Below are 15,661 nucleotides of genomic sequence, written 5' to 3' on the forward strand. Positions count from 1 at the left end.
CCCCTATGTCACTGGTATTGGGTCTAGGGGGTCTAGGGCGTCCGAGGCGGAGAGAGTGAAGCGAGCGCGGCGCACCGGACGCCGCCGGGCCCGCCCTTGGGGCGGGCGGCGCTGCTTCGAAGACAGGTCCTGGGCGCCGCTGCCCGGCAGCCTGGTGGTGAGTTGCTCCTGACCGGTCGGCCGGTTCAGGTCGAAGGGGCCCTCTTCCCAGTGGCACGAGGGGAGTTGGGGTGGGCGCGATCCGGGCAGCTCACGTGGCGCACCGGGTCCGTTCTTCGGCGCGCGGCCCGGGATCTCCGGCTCGCCGCCCGTCGCGAAGCCGATGTACGCGGTATCCGGGGGCGGTTCGCGGCTCGACCGGCTCCGTACGTCCCGCACATCGGGCATGGGGCCCGGTTCGCCCGGCCCCGCCGCCGGGGCGCTCGGCGCGGCGCCGCCTCACGCGTCGTGCGTACGGACCGTGCACGGGATCGTACGGCGCACGCTCCCCGTCGCGAGGCTCGTTTGCACTGCCCCCCGGGCACGCGCTTACGGTGAATGGTCGTACCAAACGATTCGGTACGCGTCATTTCCCCCCAAAGGAACGGAAACCCCCCATGCGCGCAACCGTCATCCACGCCCCCCGGGACATTCGCGTGGAGGAGGTCGCCGACCCCACGATCCAGCAGTCCACCGACGCGGTGGTCCGGGTGCTGCGTGCCTGCATCTGCGGCAGCGACCTGTGGCCGTACCGGGGCGAGGGCAACACAGGACCCGAGCAGCGGATAGGCCACGAATTCCTCGGTGTGGTGGAGGAGGCCGGGGGCGACGTGAGCGGATTCGCCCCGGGCGATCTCGTCGTCGCGCCCTTCGCCTGGTCCGACGGCGTCTGTGACATCTGCCACGAGGGGCTTCCGACCTCCTGCCCGCAGGGCGGCATCTGGGGCCGGCCCGGCTCCGACGGCGGACAGGGCGAGGCGGTACGGGTGCCCTTCGCCGACGGCACGCTCGTCAAGCTCCCGGCGGACGCCGCCTCCGACGACCGGCTGCTCACCGCGCTGCTCGCGCTCTCCGACGTGCTGGGCACCGGCCACCACGCGGCCGTCGGCGCCGGTGTGCGGCCCGGTGCCACGGTCGCCGTCGTCGGGGACGGCGCGGTCGGGCTCTGCGGGGTGCTGGCCGCCAAGCGGCTCGGCGCCGAGCGGATCATCGCGCTCGGGCGGCACCAGGCCCGTACCGACATCGCCAGGACGTTCGGCGCCACCGATATCGTCGCCGAGCGGGGCGACGCGGCGGTCGCGGCCGTGCGGGAGCTGACGCGCGGCCAGGGCGCGCACTCCGTGATCGAGGCGGTCGGCACGGAGCAGTCCATGCTCACCTCCGTACGGATCACCCGTGACGGCGGCGCCATCGGCTACGTCGGCGTGCCGCACGGCAGCGCCACCGGGCTCGACCTCGGCCACATGTTCGCGCGGAACATCGCCCTGCGCGGCGGCGTCGCGCCCGCCCGCGCCTACCTGCCCGAGCTGCTGCCCGACGTGCTCGACGGAACGATCGACCCGTCGCCGGTCTTCGACGTGAGCGTCGGCCTCGACGACATCGCGAGCGGCTACAAGGCGATGGACGAGCGCATCGCGCTCAAGGTGCTCGTCAAGATGTGACCCGTACATGCTGACCCGTACGTGCTGACCGGCACGTGCTGACCCACGGCTGCGGGCCGCCCCCCTCGGGGGAGACGGCCCGCGGTGCGTGTGTGCCGTGCCGGGCGCGGCTACTTGCGTACCGCCGCCAGGGCGTCGACCAGACCCGCCCCGTAGAAGCTGTTGTGGCGCTTGCCGCCGGTGCACACGGCGTCGATCTCGCCGTCACCGTTGATGTCGTACGCCTCCGGGCAGACCACCGGGGTGGCCTGGACCTTCAGCAGCGCCTTGATGGCCGCCGCCGACGCGTGCGGGTGCGTCGACTTCAGCAGCGCCGCCACGCCCGCGACGTGCGGGGAGGCCATCGACGTGCCGGCCATGTAGCCCCACCTGCCGCCCGGCAGCGGGCCGAGGATCAGACCGCTGGTCGCCGGGGGCGCCGGGGGCTGGTAGGCGGTGGAGTCGCCGCCGGGGGCGGAGACGTCGATGACGCCCAGACCGTGGTTGGAGAAGGACGACTTCAGGCCCTTCGCGCCGGTCGACGAGACCGTGACGACTCCCGGCAGCTGGGTCGGGATGTCGAAGCACTTGGCCGGGTCGATGACGCGCTCACCGGGCGTGGAGTCGTTCGGGCTGGACGAGTCGGTGATCGAGCGGGACGCGAGGTCGTAGTTCTCGTTGCCCGCCGCGGCCACGTTGACCGTGCCCTTCGTCTCCGCGTACCGGGTGGCCCGGGTGATCGCGTCGACCAGGGCCCTCTGGTCCGGGTCGTTCAGGCAGTTGAAGTACCACGGGTCGGTGTAATAGCTGTTGTTCGTCACGTCGATGCCGTGCTCGGCGGCCCACACGAAGCTGCACACGACGGCCTCGGCGTAGAAGTAGCCGGCCGGCGTGGACGCCTTGATGCCCGCCACCTTCACGCCCGGCGCCACGCCCGTGACGCCGATGCCGTTCTTCGCGGCGGCGATCTCGCCCGCGACATGCGTGCCGTGCGGGCTCTCCTCGGCGGTCGGCCGCCAGGCGCCGTCCGTCGTGTCGGGCTTGCCGCTCACGCAGTTGACCGACGCCGCGCGGTCGAAGTTCGGCGCGAGGTCCGGGTGGGTGTCGTCGACGCCCGTGTCGATGACCCCGACGGTGACCTTGGGACTGCCGAGCGAGACCTTGTGCGCCTGGTCCGCCTTGATGGCGGGCAGGTCCCACTGCAAGGGCTCCAGCGGGTCCGGCTCGTCGGCCGCGGCGGCCCCGGAGGCCGCCGACCTCGCCGACGCGGACGCCTTCGCCGCGGCAGCCGTCGCCGCCTCGACCTGTTCGGCCGTCAGCTCCTGGGGCGCCCCGATGTCCGTGGTGGACTGCGAGGGCAGCGGCGCGGTGCGGGTGGCACCGGCGGACAGGACGCCGGGGGTCTTGCGCACGGTCTTAGCGAAGTCCGGGTTCTGCGAGGTGGCGACGGTGACACCTATCCGGTCATAGGTGGTCACCACCGTGCCGCCTGCCCGGTCTATCGCCTTCGCGACCGACTTGGCCGTCAGGACCCCGCCGTAGGTGTTCACCACGTACGACAGCTTCGGACCGTCCGTCACGACCGGCGCGGGGCCGCCCGCGGGGGCGGCCGACGCCGAGGCCGCGGGCAGGAAGCCGAGCGAGACGGTGAGTGCCAGACCTACGGGCAGGGCGAGTGCGCGCCGCCGTCTGGATCCCAGATGAGCCATGGGTTCTCCACATCATCCTTGAGTGCCGTCCCCGCGCGGGCTGCGCTTGGACGAGTACATGACCAGTGAAGTTATCGCTGATCATCGGTGCTCTTCAATCGTTCCCCGAATCATTTCCGGAAGAAAAAGCCCGGGGTTGAACCGCGTCGTCGCGCTTCCCGTGCCGTTGTCAGGGGGACGAGCGTCCGACCGAACCTGTGAGGTCTTCCCCCGTGTCCCACTCCACCGCACCCGCGTCACGAGGAGATTCCGTGGCTTCCGATGCCCCGCCGCCCGAGCCCGTGCCGGACTCCGCGACCCCTGCCACGCCGGCCCATCCCACGACGGCCCAGTTCGTCGAGGTGCAGGAGAGCGCCGAGTTCGCCGAACTGCGGCGCACGTACCGCTCCTTCGCCTTTCCGCTGACCGTCGCCTTCATCGCCTGGTACCTGCTGTACGTGCTGCTGTCCAACTACGCGGGCGGCTTCATGGGCACCAAGGTCTTCGGCAACATCAACGTCGCGCTGATCCTCGGTCTCGCGCAGTTCGTCACCACCTTCCTGATCGCCTGGATCTACTCGCGGCACGCGGCCCGCCGGCTCGACCCGGGCGCGCAGGCCATCAAGTCCCGTATGGAGGCGGACGCATGAGCCACCCGGTCGCACTCATGAGCGGGCCCGTCGAGGTGCCCCTCCAGCTCGCCGCCGCGGGGGACGCCAGCGAGCACCGGCCGCTGATCATCACGCTCTTCGGGCTGTTCGTCGTCGCCACCCTGGTCATCACCGTCTGGGCCGGCCGCCAGACCAAGAGCGCCTCCGACTTCTACGCGGGCGGCCGGCAGTTCACCGGCTTCCAGAACGGCCTGGCGGTCTCCGGCGACTACATGTCCGCCGCGTCGTTCCTCGGCATCGCCGGAGCCATCGCCCTCTTCGGATACGACGGCTTCCTCTACTCCATCGGGTTCCTCGTCGCCTGGCTGGTGGCGCTGCTGCTGGTCGCGGAGCCGCTGCGCAACTCCGGCCGCTACACGATGGGCGACGTCCTCGCGTACCGCATGCGCCAGCGCCCGGTCCGTACGGCCGCCGGTACCTCCACCATCGTCGTGTCGATCTTCTATCTGCTGGCGCAGATGGCCGGCGCGGGCGTCCTGGTCTCGCTGCTGCTCGGCATCACCAGCGACGCCGGGAAGATCGCCATCGTCGCGCTGGTCGGCCTGCTGATGATCGTGTACGTCACGATCGGCGGCATGAAGGGCACCACCTGGGTGCAGATGGTCAAGGCCGTCCTGCTCATCGCGGGCACCTTGCTGATCACTTTCCTCATTCTGCTGAAGTTCCACTTCAACCTCTCCGACCTGCTGGGCTCGGCGGCGAGCAACAGCGGCAAGGGCGCGGCCTTCCTGGAGCCCGGACTCAAGTACGGGGCCACCGCGACCTCGAAGCTGGACTTCATCTCCCTGGGCATCGCCCTGGTCCTCGGCACGGCGGGGCTGCCGCACATCCTGATCCGCTTCTACACCGTTCCGACCGCGAAGGCCGCCCGGAAGTCGGTCATCTGGGCCATCGGCATCATCGGCGCCTTCTACCTGATGACCATCGTGCTCGGCTTCGGCGCCGCCGCCCTGCTCAAGCCCGGCGACATCATCGCCTCCAACAAGGCGGGCAATACGGCGGCGCCGCTGGCCGCCCTGGAGATCGGCGGCGGCGCGGGCTCGACCGGCGGCGCGATCCTGCTCGCGGTGATCTCCGCGGTCGCGTTCGCCACCATCCTCGCGGTGGTCGCGGGCCTGACGCTGGCGTCCTCGTCGTCGTTCGCGCACGACATCTACGCCAATGTCATCCGCAAGGGTGAGGCCACCGAGCAGGAGGAGGTACGGGCCGCCCGCTGGGCGACCGTCGCCATCGGCGTCGTCTCCATCGCGCTCGGCGCACTCGCCCGCGACCTGAACGTGGCGGGGCTGGTCGCGCTGGCCTTCGCCGTCGCGGCCTCGGCCAACCTGCCGACGATCCTCTACAGCCTCTTCTGGAAGAGGTTCACCACCCAGGGCGCCCTGTGGTCGATCTACGGCGGCCTGGCCTCCTCCGTCCTGCTGGTGCTGTTCTCGCCCGTCGTCTCGGGGAAGCCCACCTCGATGTTCCCCGGCGTCGATTTCCACTTCTTCCCGCTGGAGAACCCCGGACTGATCTCGATCCCGCTGGGCTTCCTGCTCGGCTGGCTGGGGACCGTCCTGTCCAAGGAGGAGCCCGACAAGGGCAAGTACGCGGAGCTGGAGGTCAAGTCCCTCACCGGTACGGGAGCGCACTGATCTCCCGCCCCTCCCGGCGCCGCCGCCCCGGGCCCTGCGTCCCCGCTCCTGGACGTACGGCCCGGGGCGGTGTCAGTGGTCTGACGTAGGCTCGGACGTGTCCGAGCCGAACACAGGGCCGCCCGCCGGGCCATTCCACCGCCCATCGGGACATTCGACCGGGAGGAGGCTCATCGTGCTCATCGACACCTACGGCAGGGTCGCCACCGACCTGCGCGTCTCACTGACGGACCGCTGCAATCTCCGGTGCACGTACTGCATGCCGGAGGAGGGCCTCCAGTGGCTCACCAAATCCGACCTGCTCAGCGACGACGAGACAGTCCGGCTGATCCGCCTCGCCGTGACGCGGCTCGGCATCACCGAGATCCGCTTCACCGGCGGAGAACCGCTGCTCCGCCCCGGTCTGGTCGGCATCGTCGAGCGATGCGCCGCGCTGGAGCCGCGCCCCAGGATGTCGCTGACCACCAACGGCATCGGCCTCAAGCGCACCGCGGCGGCGCTGCGGGCCGCCGGGCTGGACCGCGTCAACGTCTCCCTCGACACCCTGCGGCCCGACGCCTTCAAGACCCTCACCCGGCGTGACCGCCACGCGGACGTGCTCGACGGGCTGCGCGCCGCGCACGAGGCGGGGCTGACCCCCGTCAAGGTCAACACCGTGCTGATGCCCGGCCTGAACGGGGACGAGGCGCCCGATCTGCTCGCCTGGGCCGTGGAGCACGGCTACGAGCTGCGGTTCATCGAGCAGATGCCCCTCGACGCCCAGCACGGCTGGAAGCGCGACGGGATGATAACCGCCGGTGACATCCTCACCTCGCTGCGTACGCGGTTCACGCTCACCGAGGAAGACGGAGCGGCACGCGGCTCCGCCCCCGCGGAGCGCTGGCTCGTGGACGGCGGCCCGCACCGCGTCGGGGTCATCGCCTCCGTCACCCGGCCGTTCTGCGGCGCCTGCGACCGCACCCGGCTGACGGCCGACGGCCAGGTGCGCAACTGTCTGTTCGCCCAGGAGGAGACGGATCTGCGCGGCGCGCTGCGCTCCGACGCGCCCGACGAGGAGATAGCGCGGCTCTGGAAGCTCGCGATGTGGGGAAAGAAGGCCGGTTCCGGCCTGGACGACCCGGCGTTCCTTCAGCCGGACCGACCGATGTCCGCCATCGGCGGCTGAACCGGCGCCCGGGACACCGCTCGACCAGACGGGACTTCGGACTTACTCGCTAGTGCCGCTGCTCCCACTCCTCCAGAGCCACCACATCCTTCAGGAAGCCGCGCACCCCGAGGAACGAGGAGAGGTGCTCGCGATGCTCGTCGCAGGCCAGCCAGGTCTTGCGCCGCTCCGGAGTGTGCAGTGTGGGATTGTTCCAGGCCAGCACCCAGACGGCGGGGGCGCGGCACCCCTTGGCGGAGCAGACCGGCGCGGCGTCGGAGACATCGGAGCCGTGGCCGCCGGAGGCGGGACCGGCGGGGAAGGGGAAGTTCACTCATTCACCCTAAGCGCACCGCCGACAACGGGAAAAGGCGACGCCGGGCAGCCACGGGGGGAGCTGCCCGGCGTCGGTCTGTCGCTCCGACGGGGGATGCGGAGCGCCTCCAAAGTATGTCACGCGCAACGGGGTGTGGTGCACAAGAACTTCACGATTGATCTGAGCTTTTCTTGAGCTTGACGCGGCCGCGCGGGCAGCGGCGCCACCGGCCGTCGCTCTGCGGAAGGACGGCCCTACGGACGGTCCTCGGCCCCGCCGTCCCCGGCGGACCCCGCCGCCGCGACCGGGCCGGCGCCCGGCGCGATCATCGTCGGGGGCACCGGCGTCACGAACGTCGAGGGCAGCGAAGGGACGTTCTCCCGGCCCGCGTTGGCGAACACCACCGCCACATACGGCAGCAGCGCGCCCAGGACGAGAGCCACGATCGCCACCGGCCGCTGCACGTTCCACAACGCCACGGTCGCGATCACCGACACGGTCCGCACCAGCATCGAGATCACATAGCGGCGCTGCCTGCCCCGCACATCCTCGGCGAGACCCTGGCGTGCTCCCGTGATCCGGAAGACCTCTGTACCGCTCCGCTTCCGCATCCCGATCCACCACCCGATGTGTACGTGCCGGGCGCTGCCGGCCCGGGGCCCGTACCACGGTACGCCGCGGACTCCGCCGGTACGAGAGCGGGGCACCGGCCGCCACACCCCCGGACACCAGCTCCGGCCTCGTACGGTCGTGCCCGACATGCGACGTATGGGCGATCACCGCAGACTGACGCTCATGCGCATCTCGCGCGGCGTGAGGAGGCGACCATGAATTGGTTGTGGGTCATCGTAGTGGGCCTGGTGCTCGGCCTGATCGCCCGAGCGATCATCCCGGGCAAGCAGCACATCCCGCTGTGGCTGACGGCCGTGTTCGGCATCCTGGGCAGCATCCTCGGCAATGCCGTGGCCGGCTGGATCGGGGTGCGCCACACCAGCGGAATCGACTGGACCCGCCATGTACTCCAGCTGATCGGCGCGATCATCGTGGTCGCCGTGGGCGCGAAACTGTGGAGTGCGATCCGCGGCGGCAGAGGAAACAGGGGAGCCCGGGAACGCATCTGACCCGGCTCCACCACGACGGTGGCGGCCGGGCCGTACGGAGAGAACCCGTACGCCCCGGCCGCCACCGTATGCCGTCAGCCCGCCGCGACCTCGATCGCCGCCAGGTTCTTCTTGCCCCGGCGCAGCACCAGCCACCGGCCGTGCAGCAGCTCAGCGCGGCCGGGCACCGCGTCCGCGTCCGCGACCTTGACGTTGTTCACGTACGCGCCGCCCTCCTTGACCGTCCGGCGGGCGGCCGACTTGCTCGGCGCCAGACCGGCCTCGACCAGCAGGTCCACCACCGCCACCGGCTCGGCGACCCGGGCGTGCGGCACCTCGGAGAGCGCCGCGCCCAGCGTCGCCGCGTCCAGATCCGACAGCTCGCCCTGGCCGAACAGCGCCCGGGACGCGGCGACGACCGCCGCGCACTGGTCCGCGCCGTGCACCAGCGTCGTCAGCTCCTCGGCCAGCGCCCGCTGCGCCGCGCGGGCCTGCGGCCGCTCGGCGGTGAGCTGTTCGAGCTGCTCCAGCTCGGCGCGGGACTTGAAGCTCAGGATGCGGCTGTAGGCGGGGATGTCGCGGTCGTCCACGTTCAGCCAGAACTGGTAGAACGCGTACGGCGTGGTCATCTCCGGGTCGAGCCAGACCGCGCCGCTCTCCGTCTTGCCGAACTTGGTCCCGTCCGCCTTGGTCATCAGCGGGGTGGCCAGCGCGTGCACCTCGGCGCCCGGCTCGACGCGGTGGATCAGGTCGAGACCGGCGGTCAGATTGCCCCACTGGTCGCTGCCGCCCTGCTGCAGGACACAGCCGTAGCGGCGGTACAGCTCCAGGAAGTCCATGCTCTGGAGCAGCTGGTAGCTGAACTCGGTGTAGCTGATGCCCTCGTCCGACTCCAGCCTGCGGGCGATCGAGTCCTTCGTGAGCATCTTGTTCACCCGGAAGTGCTTGCCGATGTCCCGCAGGAACTCGATCGCCGAGAGCCCCGCCGTCCAGTCCAGGTTGTTGACCATCGTGGCCGCGTTCGGGCCCTCGAAGGCCAGGAACGGCTCGATCTGCGACCGCAGCCGCGCCACCCAGCCCGCCACCGTCTCCGGATCGTTCAGCGTCCGCTCGGCCGTCGGCCGGGGGTCGCCGATCTGCCCCGTCGCCCCGCCCACCAGCGCCAGCGGCCGGTGCCCGGCCAGCTGGAGCCTGCGCACGGTGAGCACCTGCACCAGATGCCCCACGTGCAGGCTGGGCGCGGTGGGGTCGAAGCCGCAATAGAACGTGACGGGACCGTCCGCGAGCGCCTTGCGCAAAGCGTCCTCGTCAGTGGACTGGGCGAACAGCCCACGCCACTTCAGCTCGTCGACGATGTCCGTCACGGTCGGCTCTCTCCTCGCACGTCAATGGATGTACCAGCGGTCAGTCTATGGGGGTCACACACCCTGGCTGACCGAGCTCATATTGAAGTCGGGCACGCGCAGCGCCGGTGTCGCCGCCCGGGTGAACCAGTCGCCCCACTCGCGCGGCAGGGTCTTTTCGGTGCGCCCGGCCTCGACCGCCCGCGCCAGCAGACCGACCGGCGACTCGTTGAACCGGAAATTGTTCACCTCGCCGACCACCTCACCGTCCTCGACGAGATACACCCCGTCCCTGGTCAGCCCGGTGAGCAGCAGCGTCGCCGGGTCGACCTCGCGGATGTACCACAGACAGGTCAGCAGGAGCCCGCGCGAGGTGCCCGCCACCATCTCCTCCAGCGACGCGTGCCCGCCGCCGTCCAGGATCAGGTTGCCGATGCCGGGCGCGACCGGCAGCCCGGTCAGGGCCGCGCTGTGCCGGGTGGTGATCAGCCGGTTCAGCGTGCCCTCGCGCACCCAGTCCGTGGGCGCCAGCGGCAGACCGTTGTCGAAGACGGACGCGTCGTCGCCCGACGCGCGCGCGATCACGAAGGGCGCCGACTCCAGACCCGGCTCGCGCGGATCGCTGCGCAGGGTCAGCGGCAGCTCGGAGAGGGTCTCCCCGACCCGCGTGCCGCCACCGGGGCGGGAGAAGACCGTACGGCCCTCCGCCGCGTCCCGGGCCGTCGAGGACCACAGCTGGTAGATCAGCAGATCCGCGACGGCGGTCGGCGGCAGCAGCGTCTCGTACCGCCCGGCGGGCAGCTCGATCCGCCGCTCGGCCCAGGTCAGCCGACGCGCCAGCTCCGCGTCGAGCGCGGCCGGGTCCACGTCCTGGAAGTCGCGCGTCGCCCGGCCCGCCCAGGCCGACCGGGCGCGGTCGGGCGACTTGGCGTTCAGCTCCAGCGTGCCGTTGGGCTGGTCGTGCCGCAGCCGCAGGCCGGTGGAGGTGCCCAGATACGTCGAGGTCAGCTCGTGGCTGGCGAACCCGTACAGCTCACGGCCGCCGGACCGGGCGCGGGCGAAGGACTCGCCGAGCGCCGGGGCGAAGTCCGCGAAGACGGCGGAGGTCGTCTCCAGCGGCGGCTGAGTGAAGTCCCCGGACACCTGCCCGCCGCCGACCAGCTCCGTCGCGTCCTCGGCGGGCCCCGCCCCGCGCGCGGCGGCCTCGGCGGCCCGTACCAGCGGCTCCAGCTCGTCGGCGGTCACGGCCGCCCGCGACACCACACCGGAAGCGGTGCCCCGCGCCCCGTCGACGCTGGCGATGACGGTGAGTGTGCGGCCCCGGGTGACCCCGTTGGTGGTGAGCGCGTTGCCCGCCCAGCGCAGATTGGCCGACGACTGCTCGTCGGCGATCACCACACAGCCGTCGGCGGTGGACAGTTCGAGCGCGCGCTCGACGATCTCGTGCGGCTTGCTGCTCCTGATCGCCCTGCTCATCGTCCCGCCTCCTGCGTGGTGTTCAAGATGTTGACGCCGCGGAACAGGGCGGACGGGCAGCCGTGCGAGACCGCCGCGACCTGGCCCGGCTGGGCCTTGCCGCAGTTGAACGCGCCGCCGAGGACATAGGTCCCCGGCCCGCCGACCGCCTCCATGGAGCCCCAGAAATCCGTGGTCGTCGCCTGGTAGGCGACATCGCGCAGCTGGCCGGCCAGCCGGCCGTTCTCGATCCGGAAGAACCGCTGGCCGGTGAACTGGAAGTTGTAGCGCTGCATGTCGATCGACCACGACCGGTCCCCGACCACATAGATGCCGCGCTCCACGCCCCCGATCAGATCCTCCGTGGACCGCCCGCCAGGATCGGGCAGCAGCGACACGTTCGCCATGCGCTGTACGGGCACGTGGCCCGGCGAGTCCGCGTACGCGCACCCGTTGGACCGGCCGAGGTCCGTCAGCTTCGCGATCCTGCGGTCCAGCTGATAGCCGACGAGGGTGCCGCCCGCGACCAGGTCCCACGACTGCGCCTCGACGCCCTCGTCGTCGTACCCGATGGTCGCCAGACCGTGCTCGGCGGTGCGGTCCCCCGTCACGTTCATCACGGGGGAGCCGTACGCCAACGTGCCCAGCTGGTCGAACGTCGCGAACGACGTCCCCGCGTACGCCGCCTCGTACCCCAGCGCCCGGTCCAGCTCGGTGGCGTGGCCGATCGACTCGTGGATCGTCAGCCAGAGATTCGAGGGGTCGACCACCAGGTCGTACGTCCCCGCCTCGACGCTCGGCGCGCGCATCTTCTCCGCGAGCAGCCCGGGAATCCGCGCCAGCTCCGCGTCCCAGTCCCAGCCGGTCCCGGTGAGGTACTCCCAGCCCCGGCCGACCGGCGGCGCGATCGTGCGCATCGAGTCGAACTCGCCGCTCTCGCCGTCCACCGCCACGGCGGTCAGCTGCGGATGCAGCCTGACCCGCTGCTGGGTCGTGACGGTGCCCGCCGTGTCCGCGTAGAACTTGTTCTCATGGACGGTCATCAGCGACGCGTCCACATGCGCGACCCCCGCGGCGCCGAGCAGCCGCCCGCTCCACTCGGCGAGCAGCGCCGCCTTCTCCTCGTCGGGCACGTCGAACGGATCGATCTCGTACGACGACACCCAGGTCTTCTCGGCGTGCGTCGGCTCGTCCGCCAGCTCCACCCGCTCGTCCGACCCCGCCGCGGCGATCACCTTCGCCGACAGCTTCGCCATCGCCACGGCCTGCCCGGCGACGCGCGCCGCCGCGTCCATCGTCAGATCCACCCCCGAGGCGAAGCCCCAGGCCCCGCCGTGCACCACCCGGACCGCGTACCCCACGTCCGTGGTGTCCGACGACCCGGCCGGCTTCGCGTCCCGCAACCGCCACGACGCGCCGCGCACCCGCTCGAACCGGAAATCGGCGTGCGCGGCCCCGAGCGCCCGCGCCCGCGCCAGCGCGGCGTCGGCGAGGGCCCGTAGCGGAAGTGCCAGGAACGACTGATCCACCTCATGGGGCACGGGATGCCTCTCCTTCTCTTACTCTCGGGATGCGATATGTCTCGGAAGTGAATCACGAGGCACTGACAACGCGGGTGCCGAAGACCCGACTCGGCCGACTCCGATCGCCCCGCGCCGCTTTGTGCCCGCCCCCGCCCCCGCCCGCCCGAGCCGGGGGAGGGGCGGCGGCCACCGCGGGGGTCCGCCGGCAGCGGTCTTCTGTAGGGATCCAACAGGGACCGTCCCCGGGTGCTGTCAGGGGGCGATCGCTCACGAGCGGACCGGGGCCGATAGGTTTCTAGCGAAACCAGACCGCTAGGAAAGGCTGATCCGTTGAGCCGCTCGGTTCTCGTGACCGGAGGAAACCGGGGCATCGGCCTCGCCATCGCCCGCGCCTTCGCCGACAACGGCGACAAGGTCGCCATCACCTACCGCTCCGGCGAGCCCCCCGAGGCCCTGACCGAGCTGGGGTGCCTGGCGGTCCGCTGCGACATCACCGACGCGGAGCAGGTGGAGCAGGCTTACAAGGAGGTCGAGGAGAAGCACGGTCCCGTGGAGGTGCTGGTGGCCAACGCCGGTGTCACCAAGGACCAGTTGCTGATGCGGATGTCCGAGGAGGACTTCACCTCCGTCCTCGACACCAACCTCACCGGCACCTTCCGGGTCGTCAAGCGGGCCAACCGTGCCATGCTGCGCGCCAAGAAGGGCCGGGTCGTCCTGATCTCCTCGGTCGTCGGGCTGCTCGGCTCGGCGGGGCAGGCGAACTACGCCGCGTCCAAGGCGGGTCTGGTCGGTTTCGCCCGCTCCCTCGCCCGGGAGCTGGGTTCCCGGAACATCACCTTCAATGTCGTCGCGCCCGGCTTCGTGGACACCGACATGACGAAGGTGCTCAGCGACGAGCAGCGCGCGGGCATCGTCTCGCAGGTGCCGCTCGGCCGTTACGCGCAGCCGGAGGAGATCGCCGCCACGGTGCGGTTCCTCGCCTCCGACGACGCCTCGTACATCACTGGAGCCGTCATTCCCGTTGACGGCGGATTGGGCATGGGTCACTGATCACATGAGTGGAATCCTCGCCGGCAAGCGCATTCTCGTGACGGGGGTCCTCACGGAGTCCTCCATCGCCTTCCAGGCCGCCAAGGTGGCGCAGGAGGAGGGCGCCGAGGTCATCCTCACCGGCTTCGGCCGGCTCACGCTCGTCGAGCGCATCGCCAAGCGGCTGCCCAAGCCCGCCCCGGTCATCGAGCTGGACGTCACCAACCAGGAGCACCTGGACGGTCTGGCCGACAAGATCCGTGAGCTGCAGGGCGACGACGCCGGGCTCGACGGCGTCGTGCACTCGATCGCCTTCGGCCCGCAGGGCGCCTTCAACTTCCTCGAGGGCACCTGGGAGGACGTCTCGACCGCCGTGCACGTCTCCGCGTACTCCCTCAAGTCGCTGACGACGGCCTGTCTCCCGCTGATGGAGCGCGGCGGCTCGGTCGTCGGCCTCACCTTCGACGCCCAGTTCGCCTGGCCGAAGTACGACTGGATGGGCGTCGCCAAGGCCGCCCTGGAGTCGACCAACCGCTACCTCGCCCGTGATCTGGGCCCGCGGAACATCCGCTGCAACCTGATCTCGGCCGGACCGATCAAGTCGATGGCCGCCAAGTCCATCCCGGGCTTCGAGTCGCTCGCGGACGTCTGGAACCACCGCGCCCCGTTGGCGTGGGACATGGCCGACCCGGAGCCGGCCGGCCGGGGCATCGTCGGTCTGCTGTCGGACTTCTTCCCGAAGACCACCGGCGAGATCGTGCACGTCGACTCCGGCGTGCACATGATCGGTACCTGACCCGGCTCCACGCGAGCGCTCGGGTCGACGCGTTTCCTCGAAGGCTGTGTGACCGTCCCGGACGGTCACACAGCCTTTCGTGTCTCCTGGTGCCCGGGGCGCCGGGCCCGGCGCCCCGGTGTCCCGTCCCGAGTCGAGAAGCCCGAGTCGAGAAGCCCGAGTCGAAAAGAACGGCGCTTCGCCGCAGACTGGGTGAACAGACTGGGTGAAACCGGAATCTTCCGGTCGTCGTGGGGGAGGAGGTGTGTGCGCGTGCGCCCGCTCCGTCCCGTCGCGGTGGCGTTCGGCGTGGCCCTCCTGGCGACCGTGTCGGGGCTCGCGACCGCCGTCGACCGGTCCGACCGCGCCGATCGGGACCGTACCCCCGTCGCCTCCCCTGCCGCCTCCCGCGCCGCCTCCCACTCCACGTGCCTGACGACCCTCGCGGGCTCGCACGTCACCGCCTTGTGTCACAACCCGTACCCGGAGACCGATCTCGTCCAGCTCCACGTGCGGTGCGCGCGCTGGTGGGACGTGGCCGCCGACGGCGCGCGGGTGGAGGTCGGGGCCGCGCACCGCGTCAGGCTCGCCGACCGGTGCTGGAAGGAGGTCCGCGAGGCGTGGGTCACCCACGAGCGCCCCTGACGGCCCGGCCGTCGCCGGATCAGACCCGGCCGGTCAGACAGGTCGGCGCGTAACTCGCCGCCTCCCGCGCCGCGGTCTCCGCGTCGCCCGCCCGGATCGCCGCCACCAGCCGCGCGTGGTCCATGTGTTTCTCCGGGCGCAGCTCCTGGCCCACGTCGTCGCGGAGCCAGTCGTGCAGCACATGGCCGAGGTCCGCGTAGACGGCGGCCAGCGCCTCGTTGTGCGAGGCCGCGACGACCGCCATGTGCAGCGCCGAGTCGGCCGCGACGAACGGCTCGGTCTCGCCCGCCGCCCACGCCGCCTCGCGCCGGGCGAGCAGCTCCTCCAGCTGCCGCAGGTCCCGGTCCGTACGCCGCTGGGCGGCCAGCCGCGCGGCCGAGGACTCCAGTGTCGAGCGCAGCTCGGCGATGTCTCGGGGATCCGCGTCGGCGAATCTGCGGTGCATCACCCCCGCCAGCTCACTGGTCGCGACGACATAGGTCCCCGAGCCCTGCCGGATGTCCAGCAGCCCGTTGTGGGCGAGCGCGCGCACCGCCTCACGGACGGTGTTGCGGGCCACACCGAGCTGATCGACCAGCTCCGGCTCGGTCGGGATGCGCGAGCCCACCGGCCACGCGCCCGTGGTGATCTGGTTCCGCAGCTCGGAGATCACCTGGTCGGAGAGTGCGGTACGCCGGGGTGAGGTCAACGCCATGATGCTCCCAAATGATCGGCGGAGG

The 15,661-nt window shown here is 71.2% G+C and carries 15 protein-coding genes; 8 read left to right on the forward strand and 7 right to left on the reverse strand.

Annotated elements, in window-relative coordinates:
* Positions 1-596 precede the first annotated feature (596 nt).
* Positions 597-1,640 (forward strand): zinc-dependent alcohol dehydrogenase family protein, encoded by a 1,044-nt coding sequence (locus DVH02_RS02455; RefSeq protein ID WP_114621993.1) that lies wholly within the window; start codon positions 597-599, stop codon positions 1,638-1,640.
* A 110-nt stretch (positions 1,641-1,750) separates the two neighbouring features.
* Here DVH02_RS02455 and DVH02_RS02460 read toward each other — a convergent pair whose 3' ends face one another.
* Positions 1,751-3,328: a S8 family peptidase gene (locus DVH02_RS02460; protein WP_114621994.1), complete on the reverse strand. Its 1,578-nt coding sequence runs from the start codon at positions 3,326-3,328 to the stop codon at positions 1,751-1,753.
* A gap of 251 nt (positions 3,329-3,579) precedes the next feature.
* Here DVH02_RS02460 and DVH02_RS02465 point away from each other — a divergent pair, with 251 nt between their 5' ends.
* From DVH02_RS02465 to moaA, 3 genes are all read left to right on the forward strand, one after another.
* Positions 3,580-3,957: a DUF485 domain-containing protein gene (locus DVH02_RS02465; RefSeq protein WP_114621995.1), complete on the forward strand. Its 378-nt coding sequence runs from the start codon at positions 3,580-3,582 to the stop codon at positions 3,955-3,957.
* Between the two features lie 17 nt (positions 3,958-3,974).
* Positions 3,975-5,612 carry a solute symporter family protein gene (locus tag DVH02_RS02470; RefSeq protein WP_407697581.1) on the forward strand — a complete coding sequence of 546 codons (1,638 nt, stop codon included), beginning with the start codon at positions 3,975-3,977 and terminating at the stop codon, positions 5,610-5,612.
* Positions 5,613-5,787: 175 nt separating this feature from the next.
* Positions 5,788-6,777 carry a GTP 3',8-cyclase MoaA gene (gene moaA, locus DVH02_RS02475; protein ID WP_114621997.1) on the forward strand — a complete coding sequence of 330 codons (990 nt, stop codon included), beginning with the start codon at positions 5,788-5,790 and terminating at the stop codon, positions 6,775-6,777.
* 49 nt (positions 6,778-6,826) lie between these two features.
* Here moaA and DVH02_RS02480 read toward each other — a convergent pair whose 3' ends face one another.
* A complete protein-coding gene (locus DVH02_RS02480; RefSeq protein ID WP_114621998.1) occupies positions 6,827-7,090 on the reverse strand; it encodes a hypothetical protein in 264 nt (87 codons plus the stop codon).
* Between the two features lie 236 nt (positions 7,091-7,326).
* Positions 7,327-7,683, reverse strand: coding sequence for a DUF3099 domain-containing protein (locus DVH02_RS02485; protein ID WP_114622025.1), 357 nt, complete (start codon positions 7,681-7,683; stop codon positions 7,327-7,329).
* Positions 7,684-7,899: 216 nt separating this feature from the next.
* Here DVH02_RS02485 and DVH02_RS02490 point away from each other — a divergent pair, with 216 nt between their 5' ends.
* The gene (locus DVH02_RS02490) at positions 7,900-8,193 is read left to right on the forward strand and encodes a GlsB/YeaQ/YmgE family stress response membrane protein (RefSeq protein ID WP_114621999.1); all 294 of its coding nucleotides are present in this window, start codon (positions 7,900-7,902) and stop codon (positions 8,191-8,193) included.
* 74 nt (positions 8,194-8,267) lie between these two features.
* Here the strand turns inward: DVH02_RS02490 and tyrS are convergent, their stop codons facing one another.
* The 3 genes from tyrS to DVH02_RS02505 are packed head-to-tail and all read right to left on the reverse strand — an operon-like array spanning position 8,268 to position 12,511.
* On the reverse strand, positions 8,268-9,536 hold the full coding sequence (tyrS, locus tag DVH02_RS02495; RefSeq protein ID WP_114622000.1) for a tyrosine--tRNA ligase: 1,269 nt from the start codon (positions 9,534-9,536) through the stop codon (positions 8,268-8,270).
* A 54-nt stretch (positions 9,537-9,590) separates the two neighbouring features.
* Positions 9,591-10,991: a metallopeptidase TldD-related protein gene (locus tag DVH02_RS02500; protein ID WP_114622001.1), complete on the reverse strand. Its 1,401-nt coding sequence runs from the start codon at positions 10,989-10,991 to the stop codon at positions 9,591-9,593.
* A complete protein-coding gene (locus DVH02_RS02505; RefSeq protein ID WP_114622002.1) occupies positions 10,988-12,511 on the reverse strand; it encodes a TldD/PmbA family protein in 1,524 nt (507 codons plus the stop codon). Before DVH02_RS02505 ends, DVH02_RS02500 begins: the two co-directional genes overlap by 4 nt.
* A gap of 312 nt (positions 12,512-12,823) precedes the next feature.
* Between DVH02_RS02505 and fabG the strand changes: the two genes are divergently transcribed.
* The 3 genes from fabG (at position 12,824) to DVH02_RS02520 (ending at position 14,942) form a co-directional block, all read left to right on the forward strand.
* On the forward strand, positions 12,824-13,543 hold the full coding sequence (fabG, locus tag DVH02_RS02510; RefSeq protein ID WP_114622003.1) for a 3-oxoacyl-[acyl-carrier-protein] reductase: 720 nt from the start codon (positions 12,824-12,826) through the stop codon (positions 13,541-13,543).
* Between the two features lie 4 nt (positions 13,544-13,547).
* The gene (gene fabI / locus DVH02_RS02515) at positions 13,548-14,318 is read left to right on the forward strand and encodes an enoyl-ACP reductase FabI (RefSeq protein ID WP_114622004.1); all 771 of its coding nucleotides are present in this window, start codon (positions 13,548-13,550) and stop codon (positions 14,316-14,318) included.
* 252 nt (positions 14,319-14,570) lie between these two features.
* Positions 14,571-14,942, forward strand: coding sequence for a hypothetical protein (locus DVH02_RS02520; protein WP_233517998.1), 372 nt, complete (start codon positions 14,571-14,573; stop codon positions 14,940-14,942).
* Between the two features lie 19 nt (positions 14,943-14,961).
* Here DVH02_RS02520 and DVH02_RS02525 read toward each other — a convergent pair whose 3' ends face one another.
* Positions 14,962-15,636, reverse strand: a complete 675-nt coding sequence (locus tag DVH02_RS02525; RefSeq protein WP_114622005.1) for a FadR/GntR family transcriptional regulator — start codon at positions 15,634-15,636, stop codon at positions 14,962-14,964.
* Positions 15,637-15,661 lie beyond the last annotated feature (25 nt).

The organism is Streptomyces corynorhini (genome assembly GCF_003346515.1).
Taxonomy (GTDB): Bacteria; Actinomycetota; Actinomycetes; order Streptomycetales; family Streptomycetaceae; genus Streptomyces; species Streptomyces corynorhini.

Bases quoted from the DNA above. Each gene is read 5' to 3' on its own strand.
- DVH02_RS02500 (WP_114622001.1), bottom strand. From the start codon at position 10,991: ATGAGCAGGGCGATCAGGAGCAGCAAGCCGCACGAGATCGTCGAGCGC.
- DVH02_RS02460 (WP_114621994.1), bottom strand. From the start codon at position 3,328: ATGGCTCATCTGGGATCCAGACGGCGGCGCGCACTCGCCCTGCCCGTA.
- DVH02_RS02485 (WP_114622025.1), bottom strand. From the start codon at position 7,683: ATGCGGAAGCGGAGCGGTACAGAGGTCTTCCGGATCACGGGAGCACGC.
- fabI (WP_114622004.1), top strand. From the start codon at position 13,548: ATGAGTGGAATCCTCGCCGGCAAGCGCATTCTCGTGACGGGGGTCCTC.
- DVH02_RS02455 (WP_114621993.1), top strand. From the start codon at position 597: ATGCGCGCAACCGTCATCCACGCCCCCCGGGACATTCGCGTGGAGGAG.
- DVH02_RS02490 (WP_114621999.1), top strand. From the start codon at position 7,900: ATGAATTGGTTGTGGGTCATCGTAGTGGGCCTGGTGCTCGGCCTGATC.
- DVH02_RS02470 (WP_407697581.1), top strand. From the start codon at position 3,975: ATGAGCGGGCCCGTCGAGGTGCCCCTCCAGCTCGCCGCCGCGGGGGAC.
- DVH02_RS02525 (WP_114622005.1), bottom strand. From the start codon at position 15,636: ATGGCGTTGACCTCACCCCGGCGTACCGCACTCTCCGACCAGGTGATC.